Origin of the sequence: Borrelia puertoricensis (assembly GCF_023035875.1) — a bacterium.
Classification (GTDB): domain Bacteria; phylum Spirochaetota; class Spirochaetia; order Borreliales; family Borreliaceae; genus Borrelia; species Borrelia puertoricensis.
On the sequence record NZ_CP075388.1, the window covers coordinates 44,485 to 59,540 of the forward strand.

Annotated in this window: 18 protein-coding genes and 3 pseudogenes; 3 read left to right on the forward strand and 18 right to left on the reverse strand. The window is 28.9% G+C overall.

Annotated elements, in window-relative coordinates:
- Positions 1-2: 2 nt before the first annotated feature.
- The 14 genes and pseudogenes from bpuSUM_RS06760 to bpuSUM_RS06825 all read right to left on the reverse strand — a co-directional run bounded on the left by bpuSUM_RS06760 (position 3) and on the right by bpuSUM_RS06825 (position 10,477).
- Positions 3-1,121: a DUF787 family protein gene (locus bpuSUM_RS06760; RefSeq protein ID WP_247066642.1), complete on the reverse strand. Its 1,119-nt coding sequence runs from the start codon at positions 1,119-1,121 to the stop codon at positions 3-5.
- Positions 1,122-1,125: 4 nt separating this feature from the next.
- Complete coding sequence (locus bpuSUM_RS06765; protein ID WP_430644658.1) at positions 1,126-1,644, reverse strand: DUF764 family protein; 519 nt, start codon at positions 1,642-1,644, stop codon at positions 1,126-1,128.
- 27 nt (positions 1,645-1,671) lie between these two features.
- Positions 1,672-2,041, reverse strand: a pseudogene (locus bpuSUM_RS06770) (hypothetical protein).
- Complete coding sequence (locus bpuSUM_RS06775) at positions 2,032-2,406, reverse strand: DUF1506 family protein (protein WP_247066470.1); 375 nt, start codon at positions 2,404-2,406, stop codon at positions 2,032-2,034. Before bpuSUM_RS06775 ends, bpuSUM_RS06770 begins: the two are co-directional and overlap by 10 nt.
- The gene (locus tag bpuSUM_RS06780) at positions 2,406-2,846 is read right to left on the reverse strand and encodes a DUF3890 domain-containing protein (RefSeq protein WP_247066362.1); all 441 of its coding nucleotides are present in this window, start codon (positions 2,844-2,846) and stop codon (positions 2,406-2,408) included. The genes bpuSUM_RS06775 and bpuSUM_RS06780 overlap by 1 nt, the downstream gene beginning before the upstream one ends.
- 14 nt (positions 2,847-2,860) lie before the next feature.
- The gene (locus bpuSUM_RS06785) at positions 2,861-3,838 is read right to left on the reverse strand and encodes a hypothetical protein (RefSeq protein ID WP_247066562.1); all 978 of its coding nucleotides are present in this window, start codon (positions 3,836-3,838) and stop codon (positions 2,861-2,863) included.
- Between the two features lie 27 nt (positions 3,839-3,865).
- Positions 3,866-4,441, reverse strand: a complete 576-nt coding sequence (locus bpuSUM_RS06790) for a DUF228 domain-containing protein (protein WP_247066564.1) — start codon at positions 4,439-4,441, stop codon at positions 3,866-3,868.
- A gap of 16 nt (positions 4,442-4,457) precedes the next feature.
- A complete protein-coding gene (locus bpuSUM_RS06795; RefSeq protein ID WP_247066566.1) occupies positions 4,458-5,243 on the reverse strand; it encodes a DUF228 domain-containing protein in 786 nt (261 codons plus the stop codon).
- A 5-nt stretch (positions 5,244-5,248) separates the two neighbouring features.
- Positions 5,249-5,804: pseudogene (locus bpuSUM_RS06800) on the reverse strand (DUF228 domain-containing protein).
- Positions 5,805-5,816: 12 nt separating this feature from the next.
- Positions 5,817-6,488, reverse strand: a complete 672-nt coding sequence (locus bpuSUM_RS06805) for a DUF1357 family protein (protein WP_247066737.1) — start codon at positions 6,486-6,488, stop codon at positions 5,817-5,819.
- 14 nt (positions 6,489-6,502) lie between these two features.
- A complete protein-coding gene (locus tag bpuSUM_RS06810; protein WP_247067186.1) occupies positions 6,503-7,738 on the reverse strand; it encodes an anti-CBASS protein Acb1 family protein in 1,236 nt (411 codons plus the stop codon).
- A 367-nt stretch (positions 7,739-8,105) separates the two neighbouring features.
- A complete protein-coding gene (gene bdr / locus bpuSUM_RS09985; protein ID WP_347343299.1) occupies positions 8,106-8,504 on the reverse strand; it encodes a Bdr family repetitive protein in 399 nt (132 codons plus the stop codon).
- Between the two features lie 41 nt (positions 8,505-8,545).
- Positions 8,546-9,899: pseudogene (locus bpuSUM_RS06820) on the reverse strand (PBSX family phage terminase large subunit).
- 11 nt (positions 9,900-9,910) lie between these two features.
- On the reverse strand, positions 9,911-10,477 hold the full coding sequence (locus bpuSUM_RS06825) for a DUF603 domain-containing protein (protein ID WP_247066576.1): 567 nt from the start codon (positions 10,475-10,477) through the stop codon (positions 9,911-9,913).
- A 171-nt stretch (positions 10,478-10,648) separates the two neighbouring features.
- On the opposite strand from bpuSUM_RS06825, the gene bpuSUM_RS09990 reads away from it, so the two are divergent.
- The 3 genes from bpuSUM_RS09990 (at position 10,649) to bpuSUM_RS06835 (ending at position 12,291) form a co-directional block, all read left to right on the forward strand.
- Positions 10,649-10,924, forward strand: coding sequence for an Mlp family lipoprotein (locus bpuSUM_RS09990; protein ID WP_347343300.1), 276 nt, complete (start codon positions 10,649-10,651; stop codon positions 10,922-10,924).
- A gap of 4 nt (positions 10,925-10,928) precedes the next feature.
- Positions 10,929-11,078: an Mlp family lipoprotein gene (locus tag bpuSUM_RS09995; RefSeq protein ID WP_347343306.1), complete on the forward strand. Its 150-nt coding sequence runs from the start codon at positions 10,929-10,931 to the stop codon at positions 11,076-11,078.
- A 481-nt stretch (positions 11,079-11,559) separates the two neighbouring features.
- Positions 11,560-12,291: a tyrosine-type recombinase/integrase gene (locus bpuSUM_RS06835; protein ID WP_247067188.1), complete on the forward strand. Its 732-nt coding sequence runs from the start codon at positions 11,560-11,562 to the stop codon at positions 12,289-12,291.
- A gap of 132 nt (positions 12,292-12,423) precedes the next feature.
- On the opposite strand, the gene bpuSUM_RS06840 is transcribed toward bpuSUM_RS06835, so the two are convergent.
- The 4 genes from bpuSUM_RS06840 to bpuSUM_RS06855 form a co-directional block, all read right to left on the reverse strand.
- Positions 12,424-12,840, reverse strand: a complete 417-nt coding sequence (locus bpuSUM_RS06840) for a DUF261 domain-containing protein (protein WP_247066745.1) — start codon at positions 12,838-12,840, stop codon at positions 12,424-12,426.
- A 69-nt stretch (positions 12,841-12,909) separates the two neighbouring features.
- Positions 12,910-13,281: a single-stranded DNA-binding protein gene (locus tag bpuSUM_RS06845; protein ID WP_247066503.1), complete on the reverse strand. Its 372-nt coding sequence runs from the start codon at positions 13,279-13,281 to the stop codon at positions 12,910-12,912.
- 16 nt (positions 13,282-13,297) lie between these two features.
- On the reverse strand, positions 13,298-13,507 hold the full coding sequence (locus bpuSUM_RS06850; protein WP_247067190.1) for a hypothetical protein: 210 nt from the start codon (positions 13,505-13,507) through the stop codon (positions 13,298-13,300).
- Positions 13,508-13,517: 10 nt separating this feature from the next.
- Positions 13,518-14,858, reverse strand: coding sequence for a DUF244 domain-containing protein (locus bpuSUM_RS06855; protein ID WP_247067192.1), 1,341 nt, complete (start codon positions 14,856-14,858; stop codon positions 13,518-13,520).
- Positions 14,859-15,056: the final 198 nt, after the last annotated feature.

Consider the following 15,056-nt stretch of genomic DNA (forward strand, 5'->3'; position numbering starts at 1 on the left):
CCTTAATTTTCGAGTTTATTTAAGTAATCAGTTATATCTTTGGTTGTAATAATGAAAGAGAGAGAGTTGATACTGTAGTTATAAGTAATATCAATAGTTAGTTCTAATTTAAGTTGTGGTGATGGTGAGAGTATAATATTTAAGTTTGAGTAGCTTACAATAAGTCCTCTCTCTATATATCTCTTTAGTAAGCATTCAATTGCTGATGTATATGCATTATCTCTATCTCCAGATAATTGCAACCTAGATAATTTACTATTTTGTCTATTATTAATATTCCAAACTCTAATAAGTTCAATTATTGCTTCTTGTTTTATATATTGATAAGTAAATAACTGGTCAATAGGATTTCCCGCAAGATCAACTCCTTCTTTAAATGCTGATACTCTCTCAAGACCTGTTTCGTTAAGATAAGAATAAAAATTAATATTTGCACCTCTAAGTTTAGTTATTACTTCATCATCAACAAGTGGTCTTGCAGCAAGATTCATGCCATATGGATTTACACTGTGAAACATACAAGCTTCATATAAATATCGACTTATAAATTTAAGATGTAGATTATCTCGCTTATTACTATAAATAGCTATATTATTTGTTTTCTCTAGGGAGCTTTTATCTTTAAATATTTCTTTTATTTCACTCTCTTTAGTAGAAAAAACAAAAAAAGTATCTGGCATCTTGAATTTCAAGTAATCATCTTTGTATACAACTAGCCCATCATCACCATTATTATCTTTATCATAAGTATTAATTAGAACAACAAATGAGTGTCTGTGTGTTTTAAGATAAGTTTTAATAGTCTCAGGTTTATCTTTATAAATAAAGAGCATAGCAGATTTTAATGCTACACTGGGAGAGTTAAAGAAATCAGACATAGCATTCTTTAATAGTTCTTTTTCTTTAGTAAATTCATCTTGTCCATTTCCATTTTCTTTTTCTAATGCTTCTATTTGCTTTTCATAGTTATTTATTGTAAGATTTAAGACTTTATAATTTGCACTATCTTTATTCACATTAATTTTTAATGTTTTATAAACTAGTAACGGAGAATAATAGTTTATTGTTGTGTTATGTACTTTATTACTAATTAAATTTACACTAATTGTATCTTGTGGCAAAGTATTACTCCTTCCTTTCAAATATTTGGATTCCAGCTTTAAAACTAGCTGATGAGCTATAAGCAGTGTTACTACATTTTGTTCCCAAAGTAATGAGACCTGTATTTTGCATATTAGATGTTGGACGTATATATATATTGAGATGTTTTATGTAGTCAGGTTCATGAGCGTCCTTAACTGTGTATTTATTTACTCTGTTATGTAAAAATTCTTTAAGCAAACTATATAAAGTCAACATTCTATTGTAAGCATCATAGTCATTTGAATTTATTACAAGAGAGATAATAAATATTTGGAAGTTAATATTAAACTCACAAATATTATCATAAAAAGTACCATAATGAGAGTTGTGAGCAAGTAAGCCATCTTCAGATGTAAATTTAAATGCAATAATATTAGGTTCGCTCGTAGTTATATTAGAGAGTAGATATGGATGATTATATGTATTAATAACCTTACATATGTTTTCACTTTTAGCATGAGCATATTCTTTAAAGTCATTTAGTATTTTAATTATATGCATAAGTATAACCTCTAACCCAATAAGCACTCAATTCACCTTATAACTAATCTCATTTAGCATTCGTGAAGTATCAACAAGAGTAATTTCTGGATTACCACTACCTTTTTTTTCGTTTTTGCTTAATTGTATTTGGACTAAGTTCAGGCTTGATTTTATTTGACAATACATAATTTTGATAATAAGTTATAAATGCTTCTCCAATGGCACTCATTCCAGATCTAGGATCACGTTTAAATTCATTTTTTATATAATCATTACTGATATATTCTCTAAACTCACAACTAGCAGCAACTTCACTTAAATGTTTACGTACTGGTAAATTATTAGCGCCAATCTCATGCATGCGTGCAACATTAGCTCTGCCCCCAAACCAACCAACCTCTAACTCTATTTCCATACAATATCCTTTAAAATTAGTGTTTGGTAACCAATAGAAGAGTCAATACTTACTATTTCGTAATAATTATCACCTATAGAAATTCTATCTTGAAGATTGAAGATAATATCATCACTTGTATAAAGTTTAGAGAGTCCTTGTAAGTCAAATAAATTTGAGTCATAAATCATCCTTAATTCTTGGGGACTTATATCTATAATAATGCCTGTAAATTCTAAGTAGTCTTCTTTATTAAATACCCTCTGATAAGAATTATCATCAAGTGTAATAGTTTCAAATTTATATAAACGTAAAGGAGCAGGGGCTTTGTATGTAAATATCATACGTTGTGACATTTGTGATAACTTATCTCTAAGATTATTCATTACACAACTCCTATACAGGAAGGAGAAGTAGTATCTCTTTTAACTTTATCTAGATACGCATCAAATCGTAAACAGAAGTTTTTATTACAACTGTCAGATTGACTAGTATCAGATATAGGGTGATAGTCAATTTCAAGTTCATTGAATTTTTCTCTCTTTATTCTCTCAAATTCAAGTTCACGGACAATCCCCTTTTTCCTCAGTTCACATCCAATATGATAGTAAGTAAGCAAGAAGATATCATTATAAGTAAGCTTCTCTGACTGTATTCCATTAGCTAATAATATTGACTCTAAGAGATTAATTTGCATCATAAAGCTTTGAATAGAAAATTCTTCTATGCTTATTCCCAAAAGGGAAATAATATTAGAGTGAAGCCTGCTTATAAATAATTCTTCTTCTTGTCTCTCTATCTCTTGTTGAGCTGTTCTCTGTTGCATTACCAGGTTAACCTTTAAGATTGTTTAATATCAACTCGTAAAATTGTTTTCTCTGTTGCTAAGAGTCCACCAAGTACAAAATCAAGATATGAATGTGCAATATCAGTTGAATCTCTATCCACTTGCTCATTTGGCATTGGTAGCATATATTTACTTGGTTTGAACTTAATTAGTTCAGCATTTAATGGATAAATGAGTATTTGATTTTGAAGTAAATTACTTGTTTCAATATATACTTCTCTTCTATTATTAACAGCTTTTATTGTCTTAATAAGGAAGTCCTCCCAAGAATCATTAGAAGAATAAACATTAGATGATGAAGAAGAATTTGTTATTGCATATGGTTTAACTAACTTTAAACTTGTTACTGGATCAACTAATACCATCATAGGAGTTGAGAATTCATCTCCTAGCTCTAATTTTGCAAGACCCTTTTCGATACTTTCAAATATTTTATCCATTTTTTCTTTGTCGCTGCTACTTACCTCTTCTTTTACTTGATCTGGCATATTTAAGAGCCCATACATATTAGGTAACATTCGTTTTTGATTCTTTCCATCTTTTTGGATTGACACAGTACCTGTTAATACAAAATGATTTATTAGTTTTATTATTTCATTTGTTGCAAGTTTATATGCCTCCCCAAATGGAAGTAAATTATTATTTACATCTCCAGCATAATCATTATCTTTATAAAATTTTTCAGAAGTTTGTTTTAAGTGTCTAAATTTATATTGTAACTTTAAATAATTAAGTCTCACTGACTCTGAACGAAATCCAATGGTTGCAATAGTATTAACTTCATTTACTAATGTTGTAGGATTAGCATTAAGAAATGCATCCCATTTAATTGTTTTTAAATATCCCATCTTTAAATCAACATCTTCAATTTGTTCTTTTGAAAACCAGTTATAAAATACTGGTAATTTAATTTCTGAGAAAATATTCGCTATTTCTTTTGCATAATAATTTTGATCATATAATTCTGACATCTTTAACCTCCTTTAACTAATTTAAGTTTATCTAGATTTATTACCGTAAATAGCTACATTAACTATGCAAATTTTGTTTGTAGTACCATCAAGTGAAATTGCATCTGATAAAGCATAGGCATTAATTTTGCCATTACTTGAGCTATCTTTTTCAAGCTCACCATTTGTATCAAATTTAACTTTATCTTTTCTTTTTATACCACTATTTTGTTTGGCTACTAAATACCCTTGAAAATTATTTGTAATAGGTATTACTGTTGCTATGCCAGTAAACTCATCTATATCACTGCATATTCCATATAGATCATTCTCACCACCAACCTCAACATGTGGTTCATAGTGTGGATTGTTATTAGAAGTACTTGGATTTTCTACAACTAGTTTTACTCCTCTTTTGTATGGATAACCTTTGACAGGATAATTTTCTAATTTGTCTTTACTACTAGTTACAGTCCCACCTTGGTTGGCAAAGTGTAAATTTTTATCCCTAAAATCAACTTTATTACTAAAAACCCCTGCATCACTAATAGGATTTTTCATTAACTTTTTAATACTATTAGCTTTCTCTTCATATTGTTGTACTAACTGAGTTACATTTGACATATGTAAATCTTCTCCTTTAACCAATGGCTTTATTTCCATAAAGAGCTATTTTAACTAAATTTAATGTATACTCATCATTGCTTTTCTTACTCTCATCATTAGTAAGTTGTATTGTAAATTTATTTGATAATGCTATAGCATTAATTTTGACTGATGAGGTATTAGATGATTTAACAGCTTCTCCATTAGAATTAAAATCTAATTTATCACCTATCTTAAAACTATCAGAGCTTTGGGCAATTACATATCCAGTAAAATTATTCGTAATAGGAAGTATAGTTGCTACATTAGTATAAGGATCAATATCAACACATATTCCATACATGTTATTCCCATCACTAACTTCAACTTGAACTTCGTCATTTTTTTTAGTATCTGTCTCTACTTTTAGCTTTACTGCACGCTTATATGGAAATCCTAAAGCTGGGTATTCTTCTAATTTATCTGTACTACTTGAGAGAGATTGTGAAATTGCATCTACTCTTATGTTTTTATCTTGAAAAGTAGTTGGTGCTTTAAACACAGCAGCTTGAGTATCAAAACTCTTAAAGTATTTCCTTAATTTTAAGATAATCTCTTTAAGTGACTTACCTTCAGTAGTTTCTTCTAATATTGGGGTGCTTCTTTTACTTCGTCTTTTTGATCTTGTAGAATCCTCTTGTAATTGGGATTCTTGTAATAGATTCTTAAAAAGCTCTTGATCTTCTGTATCACTTAAATCAATATCACCCATTTGAAAATCAGTTTGAGTATCATGATCACTTCTAAGTTCATCTTTTGATGGGTTTGCTTTGCTAGTCACTATTCTTAACTACCTCTGTTTCCACATATACTTACTAATGCTATGTATAAGTTAGTATTAACTTGAAATGCCTTTGATAAGGCTATTCCATTAACACCACCTGAACTGCTGTTATTTTCAACTTCACCATCTGTATTAATTTTAATTTTGATTTCCAGGATTAATTGAACTTTGACTGCTCTGTTTTACTACTAAATATCCCGTAAAATTATTTGTTATTGGCAGTACAGTTGCTATACCAGTAAAGTCATCAATATCTATGCATATACCATATAAATCAGTACCACCCCCAGCTTCTACACAAGGTTCAGTATTATCACTTGCCTCATAAGATAACTTAACACCACGTTTGTATGGATATCCTTTAACAGGATAATTCTCTAACTTATCTACTTTTGAAGTGATACTTCCACCAGAATTAGCAAAGGTTAAATTCTTATCTCTAAAATCAACATTATTACTAAAAAGACCAGGATCCCTATTTGGATTTTTCATTAGGTCTTGTATTTCTTTTACCTTTTTATCATATTCTTCTTTAAGTTTTGTTATAGTCTCTGACATGCATATATCTCCTTAAGCTGTTTTTTTCTCTTTAAGGTTATAAAACTCATGTATTCTATCTTTATAAGCATTTGCAACAGAAATATTAAATTCATCAAAGTTAACTGGTGAGAACCCTGAATCTAATAATGATATTCTATTCTCTATTTTAGAGATAATATCACCACGCTTAGAATCAATATTACTTGCAGCACGTTTTCTCATACTTATATTTACTTTTGCTAAAGATACAAGTTGTTCTAATATCTCTCCATCTAAATGTTCAAAATTATCTAGCTTGGAAATAGCTTTTATTTGTTCTTTAGGAACAAATTTTCTCACTAACTCTCTTCTTTGTGCTTGCATTATTTCTTTCAGTGAATAACCTTTAGAAAGAAGAGTATCTTTATCAAAATGCTTGCTTAAATGTGCTTTTGCTAATTGATCAATTTCATTTATCTTTTCAGCTTCTAAGAGTAACTGTTTCTCTACTCGCTCTCTATCTTCCGCATTTGCAAGTTCACGTGCAATTCGGTCATTTATACTTAATTTATTAACCCTTTCATCTTCTCGAGTTACCTTTTCTTTAAGCTGCATATACTCTTCAAACTCTTCTTGACTTATACGTTTAAACTTATCAGAAGAGCTATTATCATTAGTCTGTATTACTACTTCTTCTGTATTTACATCTGAATCTTTTTCCATGAAAACTCCTTAACCTAAATTGAAAATAATTTTTCTTTTAGCTTTGATATCTCATCTTTGCTTAAAACACTTTTATTTATAAGTTCACTATATTTACCGAAAAATTCTATTAATTTGAGATCTCTATCTACTCTCTCTTCTTCACTAAGCATAACAAGAGAATTAAATTTCATCTCTAAATCAAAATACCTAGATAGTTTAATATTGACAGCAATCTCTACTGCTTCTTGTATTCCTTTAAGAAAATCATAATAATTGGATCTATCTCCCTTCCCATCATTTCCCAAACCTTTAGTCTGTTCATTAAAACTTCGAGTTAGTGGCTCTTTTGTATCTGCTCCTATCTTAGCTTTTACTAATGCCAATGCCTCTTTTAAATACGTAAGATCATACTTAATTACCTCTAATGATGCATCTGTTGTTGAAGTGTAAAATATTCCTTCATTATTTAAACTTGACTTTAATCTCTCGATTTCTCTTGAGAGACTATCATTAATACTCTTAAGATCAGATATGCTGTTATTATCCTGTCTTTGTCTTTGAAATAGACCTGCAAATAATCCATTATTACTATTATTTCTATGTGTTAAGCTGTTTAATGATGCAGTTGCATTTGATAGTGCATCTTGAAGTCCAACTAATGCTTCATCTTTATAAAAAAGAAAATTATGTGTCTCTATTCTCTTATCTATCTGTGTATAAATTTTCTCAAGTAGATAAATATTAAGTAAAAAACTTTCACTATAACATGGTATGTAACGTTTTAAGATATAATCATAATTATCAAAAATTATTACCCTACTCTTATGTATCTTAACTAAAGAGTAAGAAGTATTTCCTTCTTTTACTGTGTAAGTAATATACTGGTCATAAATGCCCAAATCTTTAACTAAATTGAAATCTAGATATTTAAATCCAATGGGCAATTCAGAATTTACTTCTTCTTCTAATTCTGTCAGTTCATCACGAGTTAGAACTAAAATATATCCTGCACCATTAAATCTATAACTAATTATAAGATTTAAAAGAGCATCTTTAAGCTCTCTTTTAAGTCTTGCTATCTCAGATTCACTAATATTATCTAAACTTTCAAGATGAATACCATTCTTCAGTGCATCCTCAGCAGGATTCTCTATATAGTTCCTAAAAAAAAGCGAATATTTATATAATTCCAAAGGACAGATCTTATTTGATCGTTTCTTTATTTCATCAAAATAATACAAATTTGTTCCTTTAATTTCAGTTTGCATATAGATTGTAGCAAAAATAATAGTTTTTGTCAAAATAAAAGAAACAAATACATATACGATAAAATATAGATATTTTATTGTATCTGTACTAATTGGGGGGGGAAATAAAAATTATTTCAATAATAATGCTAATAAAATACCTAAAGTAAGAGTTATGATAGTACCAAACATCCAATTATGGAGTTTAGATGTGTTTTTAAATTCTAATGTAGATTTCTCTATCTTATTATCAAGTTCATTGAATTTAGTATCTATCTTATTATCAAGTTCATTGAATTTAGTATCTATCTTATTATCAAGGTCCTTAATATCAGATTTTAATTCACTTCTGACTTCTATCTTTTACATTCATTAATTTATATCTATCTTATTTTAAGATTATTCTCAACTCATCTATTTTATTGTCAAGGTCCCTAATATCAGATTTTAAAGTTGTCTCAACCCTTTGAATCTCAGATTGTAAGAGAGCTTCAACTTTTTCAAGCTTAAGGTTAAAGTTACTCTCAACGGTGTCTATTTTTTTATCGAGTTCATTAAATTTAGTATCTATTTTGGTGTTAAGCTCATCCTTAACACTACTAATCCCATCTTCTAAGTGTTTCAATTTTATATCAAAGTTTTCTTTTAAGAATTCAATGTCTTTATAAGTCAGCTCATTACGATAATACCTATAAGACAGATCAATAGCAATATCTCTCTTAATACCGGCTTTAGTAAGTTCAGCTATAACCATTTGCTGTGTAATAACTCGTTGAGCAAGTCCCATAAAAACACTCCTTATGTAATTATTATATAATATTTTAACGGTTATAGGAACCTTATTTTAGTAAAATGAGCTTTAAGAGTACGCATACTTAGAGTCAATAACATATATGATGCTGATAGGCTATCTAATGAATCATCATCACTCTTCCCATCTCCTTTGTACTTATAAATATCAGATATAGCTGACTTACTTGAATAATCCATAATACTAAGTTTAGATGTTGCAAATGGCTCTATTAACGTAGCAATTCTAGTAAATTTATTACTTATAGGTTTAATTGGAGCAATTTTAAAATTATGACTCATACCCGCCCTAAGTTTAAGAAACATTTTAGTCACATTCCCATGCCCAGAAACGTTATCCCTATCTTCAACATATAGTTTGTGTACATTAAGATTTGTAAGTATAGTTTTAATTGTATTTAACATCTTAGGATCACCTACTGGTAACTTTTCTTGAAAAATAAATGCATAATAACTTTGATCTACTCTCTCCAAAACACAAAGGGCTGTATTATCTCCTCCTATACTGTATGCAGGATCTAAATATGCTATTGGGGATATAAATTCATGGTTACTTGTAAGATTAACATTAGTAAATATCGCATCACAGGACGGGACCCATTCTCCAAGTAGAACCCTTGCCTTATATGTTGGAATGTCCTTGTAAATCTCTTCTTGTGTTTTAATAAAATCCCGAGAAATTAATTCATTATCATATGTTGTAAAGTTATATTTAGAGTAAATTTTTGTATTATCAATATAATCAAGCTTAAAGAAATGCTCCGGGCTGTCAGGATTGGTATCAAATATAATTGCCTGCATTCCTACTCTAAGCCTTTTTAAACATTCTATTAATGTTTCTTTATGCAGTGTAGTTGCTTCATTAACGTAAATAAGCGCTGAATTAGAGCCTCTAAACCGCTCAAAATCACTTGCCCTATCACCACCATACAAATTAACTCTTAGTGAGTCTATTTCAAAATATGATGTATTAGAAAATTTTGGCCTAAAGGGTATTTTAAGCATACTAGCAATATCTTCTAACTCACTCATAACATTAACCTCTAATGATTTTTGTGGAATTTCCTATTATAAAATTATTAGTATTTCTTTTATACACATTCCTATTTGTAAGCAGTATTTTTAAGAATAGATAACATGCTAGAAATGTTTTACCACTTGCAATCCCACCAGATAAAATAATTTTACTTTGATTATTCTTCTCGATATTACGTACTACTTTAAGTTGTTTTGAAGTTAAATATTTACTTTCAAATCCTTTAAAATCAACCTCCAATGCTTTAGGCTTAATAAAATCCATTATATCAATACCAAAATCACGCTTGTACTCTCGCTGCATTTCTTTAAATATAGGCAGCTTATATATATCCATTACCATATCCTTTAAATTTGTAATTTAGAGCGCACATCTGTATCAGTAGCTTTAAGCTTTAGCATTGTCTTGTAACATAGTGACATCTTCTTAAGTTCTCTCTCCCTTTTAAGCTCATCGAGTTTAAGTTTTAACTCTTCAAGCTCACGACTCTCTTCTTCTGAATGTGCAACTTTTTTACTTAAAGTCTTCTTGTAAAGATTGCTAATTTGAGACTCGAGTTCTTCTATTTTGTAATTATGAGTTTTAAGTTCTAACTCTAAATAACGACTAAATGAATTTATAAATTCTAGTCCCAACATACTTTTAGCCATACTAAACTGACTTTTAAGATCACGCGCCTGGGCTGTACTTTGTGATGCATGAAATAAGATATTATTTAAAGTATCTTCACAAATAGTAAGCTTAGCAGCACCAGTAATATACTCAGGGTCATCTTTAAGCGCTTCCCATTTGCGTCTCATCTTTCCTACATTAACACGACTAACTCCCAGCTCTTTTGCTATACCAGTGTTATTAAGCTTCCCTTCTCTAAAATACACAACATAATCATCAAACGATTTCTTTACCCTATTCATACCTTTTAATATAAGTTAACTAATAGGTTAACAAAAATATATTTAACATAAAATTTATAACAAAACAATAAATTTTACAAAAACAATTAATACTTATACGTAAATGTACATTAAAGATATGTAAATAGAGATATATTTTTAAAATCATAAAAAATGATAAGGGGATTTAATATGAATAAAATTAATTTTATTTTGATTTTATTATTACTAATTAGTAGTTGTGAATATGAGCATGGAAATGCTACACCTAAGAGTAGAGTTAAAAGAAACTTCGAAGAACAATCAGAAATACAAAAAACACCTGAAGAAGCATCCTTAAGAGAAAAGCTAAATGAAACTCAAAAAAAAAACCTAGACTTTTTAAAAGAGGCTTTAGGTAATGATTCTATTTTCAACAAAATTTTACCAGTCATGATGAATCTGAAGAATAAAGAGAGGAGCACTTGATCACATAAATACTGAACTTGCAAAATGCACAGGTGAGAATGCTAGCCAGCAAAAAGAAACTTTTAAACAAGTAGTAAAGGGTGCTCTTAATGGTGGTGAAAACTTAGATAATTTTAAAAACCAAGCATCAAGCACTTGTGGATCAGGTGGTTAAATAAAACTCTAATAACTAAAGATGAAAGTTAAGAAATGGGGATTTAAAAAAGAAAGATTTAAGAGAATAAGGTAACAAAAATTCTAGATAAAGATGTGTAATAGAAAATAAATTAAACTCGTTATAAAAATGGTAAGAGTAACTATAAAAGTAAACTTTAAGTTAACAGAGATAGAGAATTTAAATTTTGTACTAAGTAATCCATCATTGCAAAGTTGAAAGGTACTAAAGCGACAGATAAAGTAAACAGAAAGTAAAATTATAAGTATTTGTTAATAACAATGGAAAGAATGCTAGTTATATTCCCTAAATTCTCAAAAAAATATCCTTTATATTTATTACAAATATGTATAAGAGCATATTTTCTATACAATGGCGACCTTTAAAAATTGACTCTACGTGTAAGTATTTGCTAATATTTTTTACACAAGTTTAGTAATTTTTATAATATTTAGTTAACTTTAAAATTACATGATAGTGAATGATTTACTTAAAGAAAAAAATAAAAAATTTAATTAAAGAAAATGAACTCTTAAGAGAAGAACTGTTGTTAATTACCAATCCTTCTAAAAAGCAAATTATTACTAAACCCAAAACTAGATTTTATCTTAATGACAAGACAATTAGACTCGTAAAACGCTCTATAGAGAGACTTAAAAGTCTAGACCCCATTTCAGGATGGTTTGTACACTTACTCTCAGTTACTGGTTGTAGGGGTGTTGAGGTACAAAATATAAAACTTGACCAGATATCAAAAGAAAAAGGTAGTAATAATGAACTACTCTATAGCCTGCGTGTTAATGTTGCAAAAAAGAGAAGAGGTGTTTGCATAAGAGAAGTTGTAATTAATAAAGATGAATTTGACGCTATTATGAGGGCCCATAAAACTTATTTCGAAAAAAAAGGTATGGATGCAAGACGTACATATCTATTTCAAAAAAGTAAGATTAGATTTCGTGATAATAAAATTAATATAAAAAAGATTACCGAAAAATTTAAAGAATTACTCATTAAGGGAGGATTTAAAGAAAGAAAATCTCTTCATTTATGTAGAAATATATTCATAGCTACTCTAAAATCACGTGGTTATAATGCATTCCAAATAAAAGAACTTATGAAATATTCATCTACTTCTGAGATTGATAATGTTTATGGTCTCTCAAGTGCAAGTAAAATACAGGCTTACAAAGATATCAAAACTAGCTTGAAATAAATTTTGCTAAATATCTATTTTTTTACAAAATATTATGTATAATAAATACAGCTTATTTATAAAATTTTTATATTAACCTTTTACCATTAAAAAAAAGAGACCGGAGAGTCTCTTTTTTTTATAAATAGAGATTTATATTTTTCTAAACACACGTTTAGACGTAACATTATACTCCCTTCCTCGCTCTTTAAGAGAGAGTGAATCATAAAGTACAGAAGACAAATTAGTTGCTATAAAATGATATCCTGGTGTATTTTTAATTTTAACTTCACTTATCTCAAATTCTCCATCTAAACATCTGTAAGCAGGGCCCTCCCACCTCACACTTGCACTGATATCAAACCGTCTCAGTACAGCGCATGGATTTAGAATATAACAATTACTTCTCATACACCCTGACTTAACAAAGTTATGATAATTCCTATTTATATCAAGAACACTAAACTGCAACTTTTTAAAAACTGATACGTAATAATGAAGAGATAAAAAGTAACATCCCCACTGACGTACTTCTGAGACTAAATTTGGATTATTTTGCGTTATTCTCATATATAATCTCACTTACAATCTTTATTTTTTAAACCACCACCCCTACTTCCCTTAACTTAAATATAGATATTAAAAAGGAATATCTTCATAAAACTCATCTTCAAGCTTATTCTCATTAATATCTTGTGTTTTAATTGATGAGTTTAAGACGCAAATATCATTTACCAAAATACTGTATTTACTCTTACCCTCACCTGTACGCTTATCATTCCAACTTGAATAAGATAGGGCTCCACTAAGTACAACTTGAACCCCTCGTTTAAGTAAAGCAGCAAGACTCTCAGCTCTAGCTCCAAAAATCACACAGTCAAAAAATTGAGCCTGTCTTGTCACACAGTTATTCTTCTTTACACCTCTATTATTAGCTAGTGTAAATTTTAATATAGGAAAACTATTACTAGTATAAATAACCTCACAGTTTCTTGTTAAACGACCAGACATACTTAACAAGTTAATATCAAACACCAGAACTCTCCTTATCAGAAAGCCTACTTAAAAGTTCCATACGTCTTAAATCACAATCAAGTCTCTCAAGATTTTCTAAAAATTCTCGTCTTGCATAATAAGCTTGAAAGAGATTCTTTATAATTCTCACACCAAACTTACATAAAAATCTTAAAATCTTGTAAGTAATTACTACAAATAAAACCATAAACATAAATCTCATAAAGGTACCCTTAAACAGCTTTTAAAATAGGTGTAGACCATTCATTTGAATTACTACTAAAAGTAAAGTCTATAACACAGCTTAAAAACTTAAACCTATCCTTAATAGCTCTCTTACTCATATCTAAAGAGAACCTATTCCCATCAAAGTTATAATTTATATGTTCATTTAAAGAAAATTTACGATAAAGATCATCTATTTGAAATTTAAGTTTATCTTTAATAGGTTTGGTTACCCTAGCCAACTCTAACGCCTGAGCCTTTTTAGTCTCCTCTTCTACCTTATCAATTTCAGATTGCAATGCATTAATCTCATCTAAACGTCTACTTAAATCCAAAATTTCGTCTTCATCAATCTCAAGTTGACTTGATTTTACAAATTCTAAAAATTCAAGCTTGAAATCTACATCACATAGCTCTTCATATAAAAAATTATTTTTCAAAAAATCCCTTATAATATCACTAAGCTCGTCTAAATCAATATTTTTAATATCAATATCACTTCTTGATTTTAAAGACTGGGCAATACTACTAACTTCTCCCTCTAATCTTGAAACTTCAGTCATTATATAACTAATAAAATCATCACTCTTATCAATTACACAGTTGATAGCCTCTCCACCTATGATAAAAAATAAATTTCCCTTATCTAAACCTGTACAGAGTAGCTGCATTTGTACTTGAACATAATACTTGAAGAAATATTTATCTTCTAAAAAATTACCACTCTTGTTGTATTCAATAGCTGCACTTTTTAAGTAAAAATTATCACTAATTTTGATCTCAAGTAACTCGGCTTCTCCAGCAATATTTACAAACCATCCATCAATTGTTGAACCAACTAATGTCTCACAGCCCTCAACTTTTTTAAAGTAATTATATTTATCAATACCGTTTGAATATTTATTTTTATGTAACACCTCAATATTATCCACGTTCATACGAACAAATTCATCAAATCCTAAAGATTCTAATATCTTTCCCTTTCTCATGCTCAAATTATCTTCAAATGGTATTTCTCTTCCTATAGCTTTAAGTATTCGCTCTAGCATTAATTTCTCTAAAGAATCAGCTCCAATAAACATGCTTCCAACTTCACTAGCTCCCATACGCTTTAACGATTCTCTTTGCACACTAAAGTCAACCTTACTATTAAACTTAAAACACTCATTCTTACCAATTTTTGGTAACTTACGTCCTACCTTATTTATTTTACTTAACTGTTTTTGTTTACCTTTAAGATTTTCTTGACTTTGATATGCAAAAGATTCAAAACCCTTAAACACCATTTGTCCGTACAAATCAAATTGTTGCATCTCTTCCTCTGATCTATGTTCATTTATTTTTGTCATATTTAATCTCCTTTATGAGTTACTAAACATAAATATATATCAAAAACTATTTTTTTAACAAAAATATTTACAAAAAATATCATAAACACTATCATTTTTGCTAAACAAAAATAAATTTTAGTCTTTAATAATTATTAATTTACTTATTACTGAATAATGGGTTATTATTATGATAAATAACTCATAAGGGAGATAATC

What these genes read in the sequence shown, in the direction of transcription:
- bpuSUM_RS06835 (WP_247067188.1), top strand. Translation starts at nt 11,560, where the DNA reads ATGATTTACTTAAAGAAAAAAATAAAAAATTTAATTAAAGAAAATGAA.
- bdr (WP_347343299.1), bottom strand. Translation starts at nt 8,504, where the DNA reads ATGGGACTTGCTCAACGAGTTATTACACAGCAAATGGTTATAGCTGAA.
- bpuSUM_RS06765 (WP_430644658.1), bottom strand. Translation starts at nt 1,644, where the DNA reads ATGCATATAATTAAAATACTAAATGACTTTAAAGAATATGCTCATGCT.
- bpuSUM_RS06780 (WP_247066362.1), bottom strand. Translation starts at nt 2,846, where the DNA reads ATGCAACAGAGAACAGCTCAACAAGAGATAGAGAGACAAGAAGAAGAA.
- bpuSUM_RS06790 (WP_247066564.1), bottom strand. Translation starts at nt 4,441, where the DNA reads ATGTCAAATGTAACTCAGTTAGTACAACAATATGAAGAGAAAGCTAAT.
- bpuSUM_RS06825 (WP_247066576.1), bottom strand. Translation starts at nt 10,477, where the DNA reads ATGAATAGGGTAAAGAAATCGTTTGATGATTATGTTGTGTATTTTAGA.
- bpuSUM_RS06850 (WP_247067190.1), bottom strand. Translation starts at nt 13,507, where the DNA reads ATGAGATTTATGTTTATGGTTTTATTTGTAGTAATTACTTACAAGATT.
- bpuSUM_RS06805 (WP_247066737.1), bottom strand. Translation starts at nt 6,488, where the DNA reads ATGGAAAAAGATTCAGATGTAAATACAGAAGAAGTAGTAATACAGACT.
- bpuSUM_RS06855 (WP_247067192.1), bottom strand. Translation starts at nt 14,858, where the DNA reads ATGACAAAAATAAATGAACATAGATCAGAGGAAGAGATGCAACAATTT.
- bpuSUM_RS06785 (WP_247066562.1), bottom strand. Translation starts at nt 3,838, where the DNA reads ATGTCAGAATTATATGATCAAAATTATTATGCAAAAGAAATAGCGAAT.
- bpuSUM_RS06840 (WP_247066745.1), bottom strand. Translation starts at nt 12,840, where the DNA reads ATGAGAATAACGCAAAATAATCCAAATTTAGTCTCAGAAGTACGTCAG.
- bpuSUM_RS06845 (WP_247066503.1), bottom strand. Translation starts at nt 13,281, where the DNA reads ATGTCTGGTCGTTTAACAAGAAACTGTGAGGTTATTTATACTAGTAAT.
- bpuSUM_RS06810 (WP_247067186.1), bottom strand. Translation starts at nt 7,738, where the DNA reads ATGCAAACTGAAATTAAAGGAACAAATTTGTATTATTTTGATGAAATA.
- bpuSUM_RS06775 (WP_247066470.1), bottom strand. Translation starts at nt 2,406, where the DNA reads ATGAATAATCTTAGAGATAAGTTATCACAAATGTCACAACGTATGATA.
- bpuSUM_RS09990 (WP_347343300.1), top strand. Translation starts at nt 10,649, where the DNA reads ATGAATAAAATTAATTTTATTTTGATTTTATTATTACTAATTAGTAGT.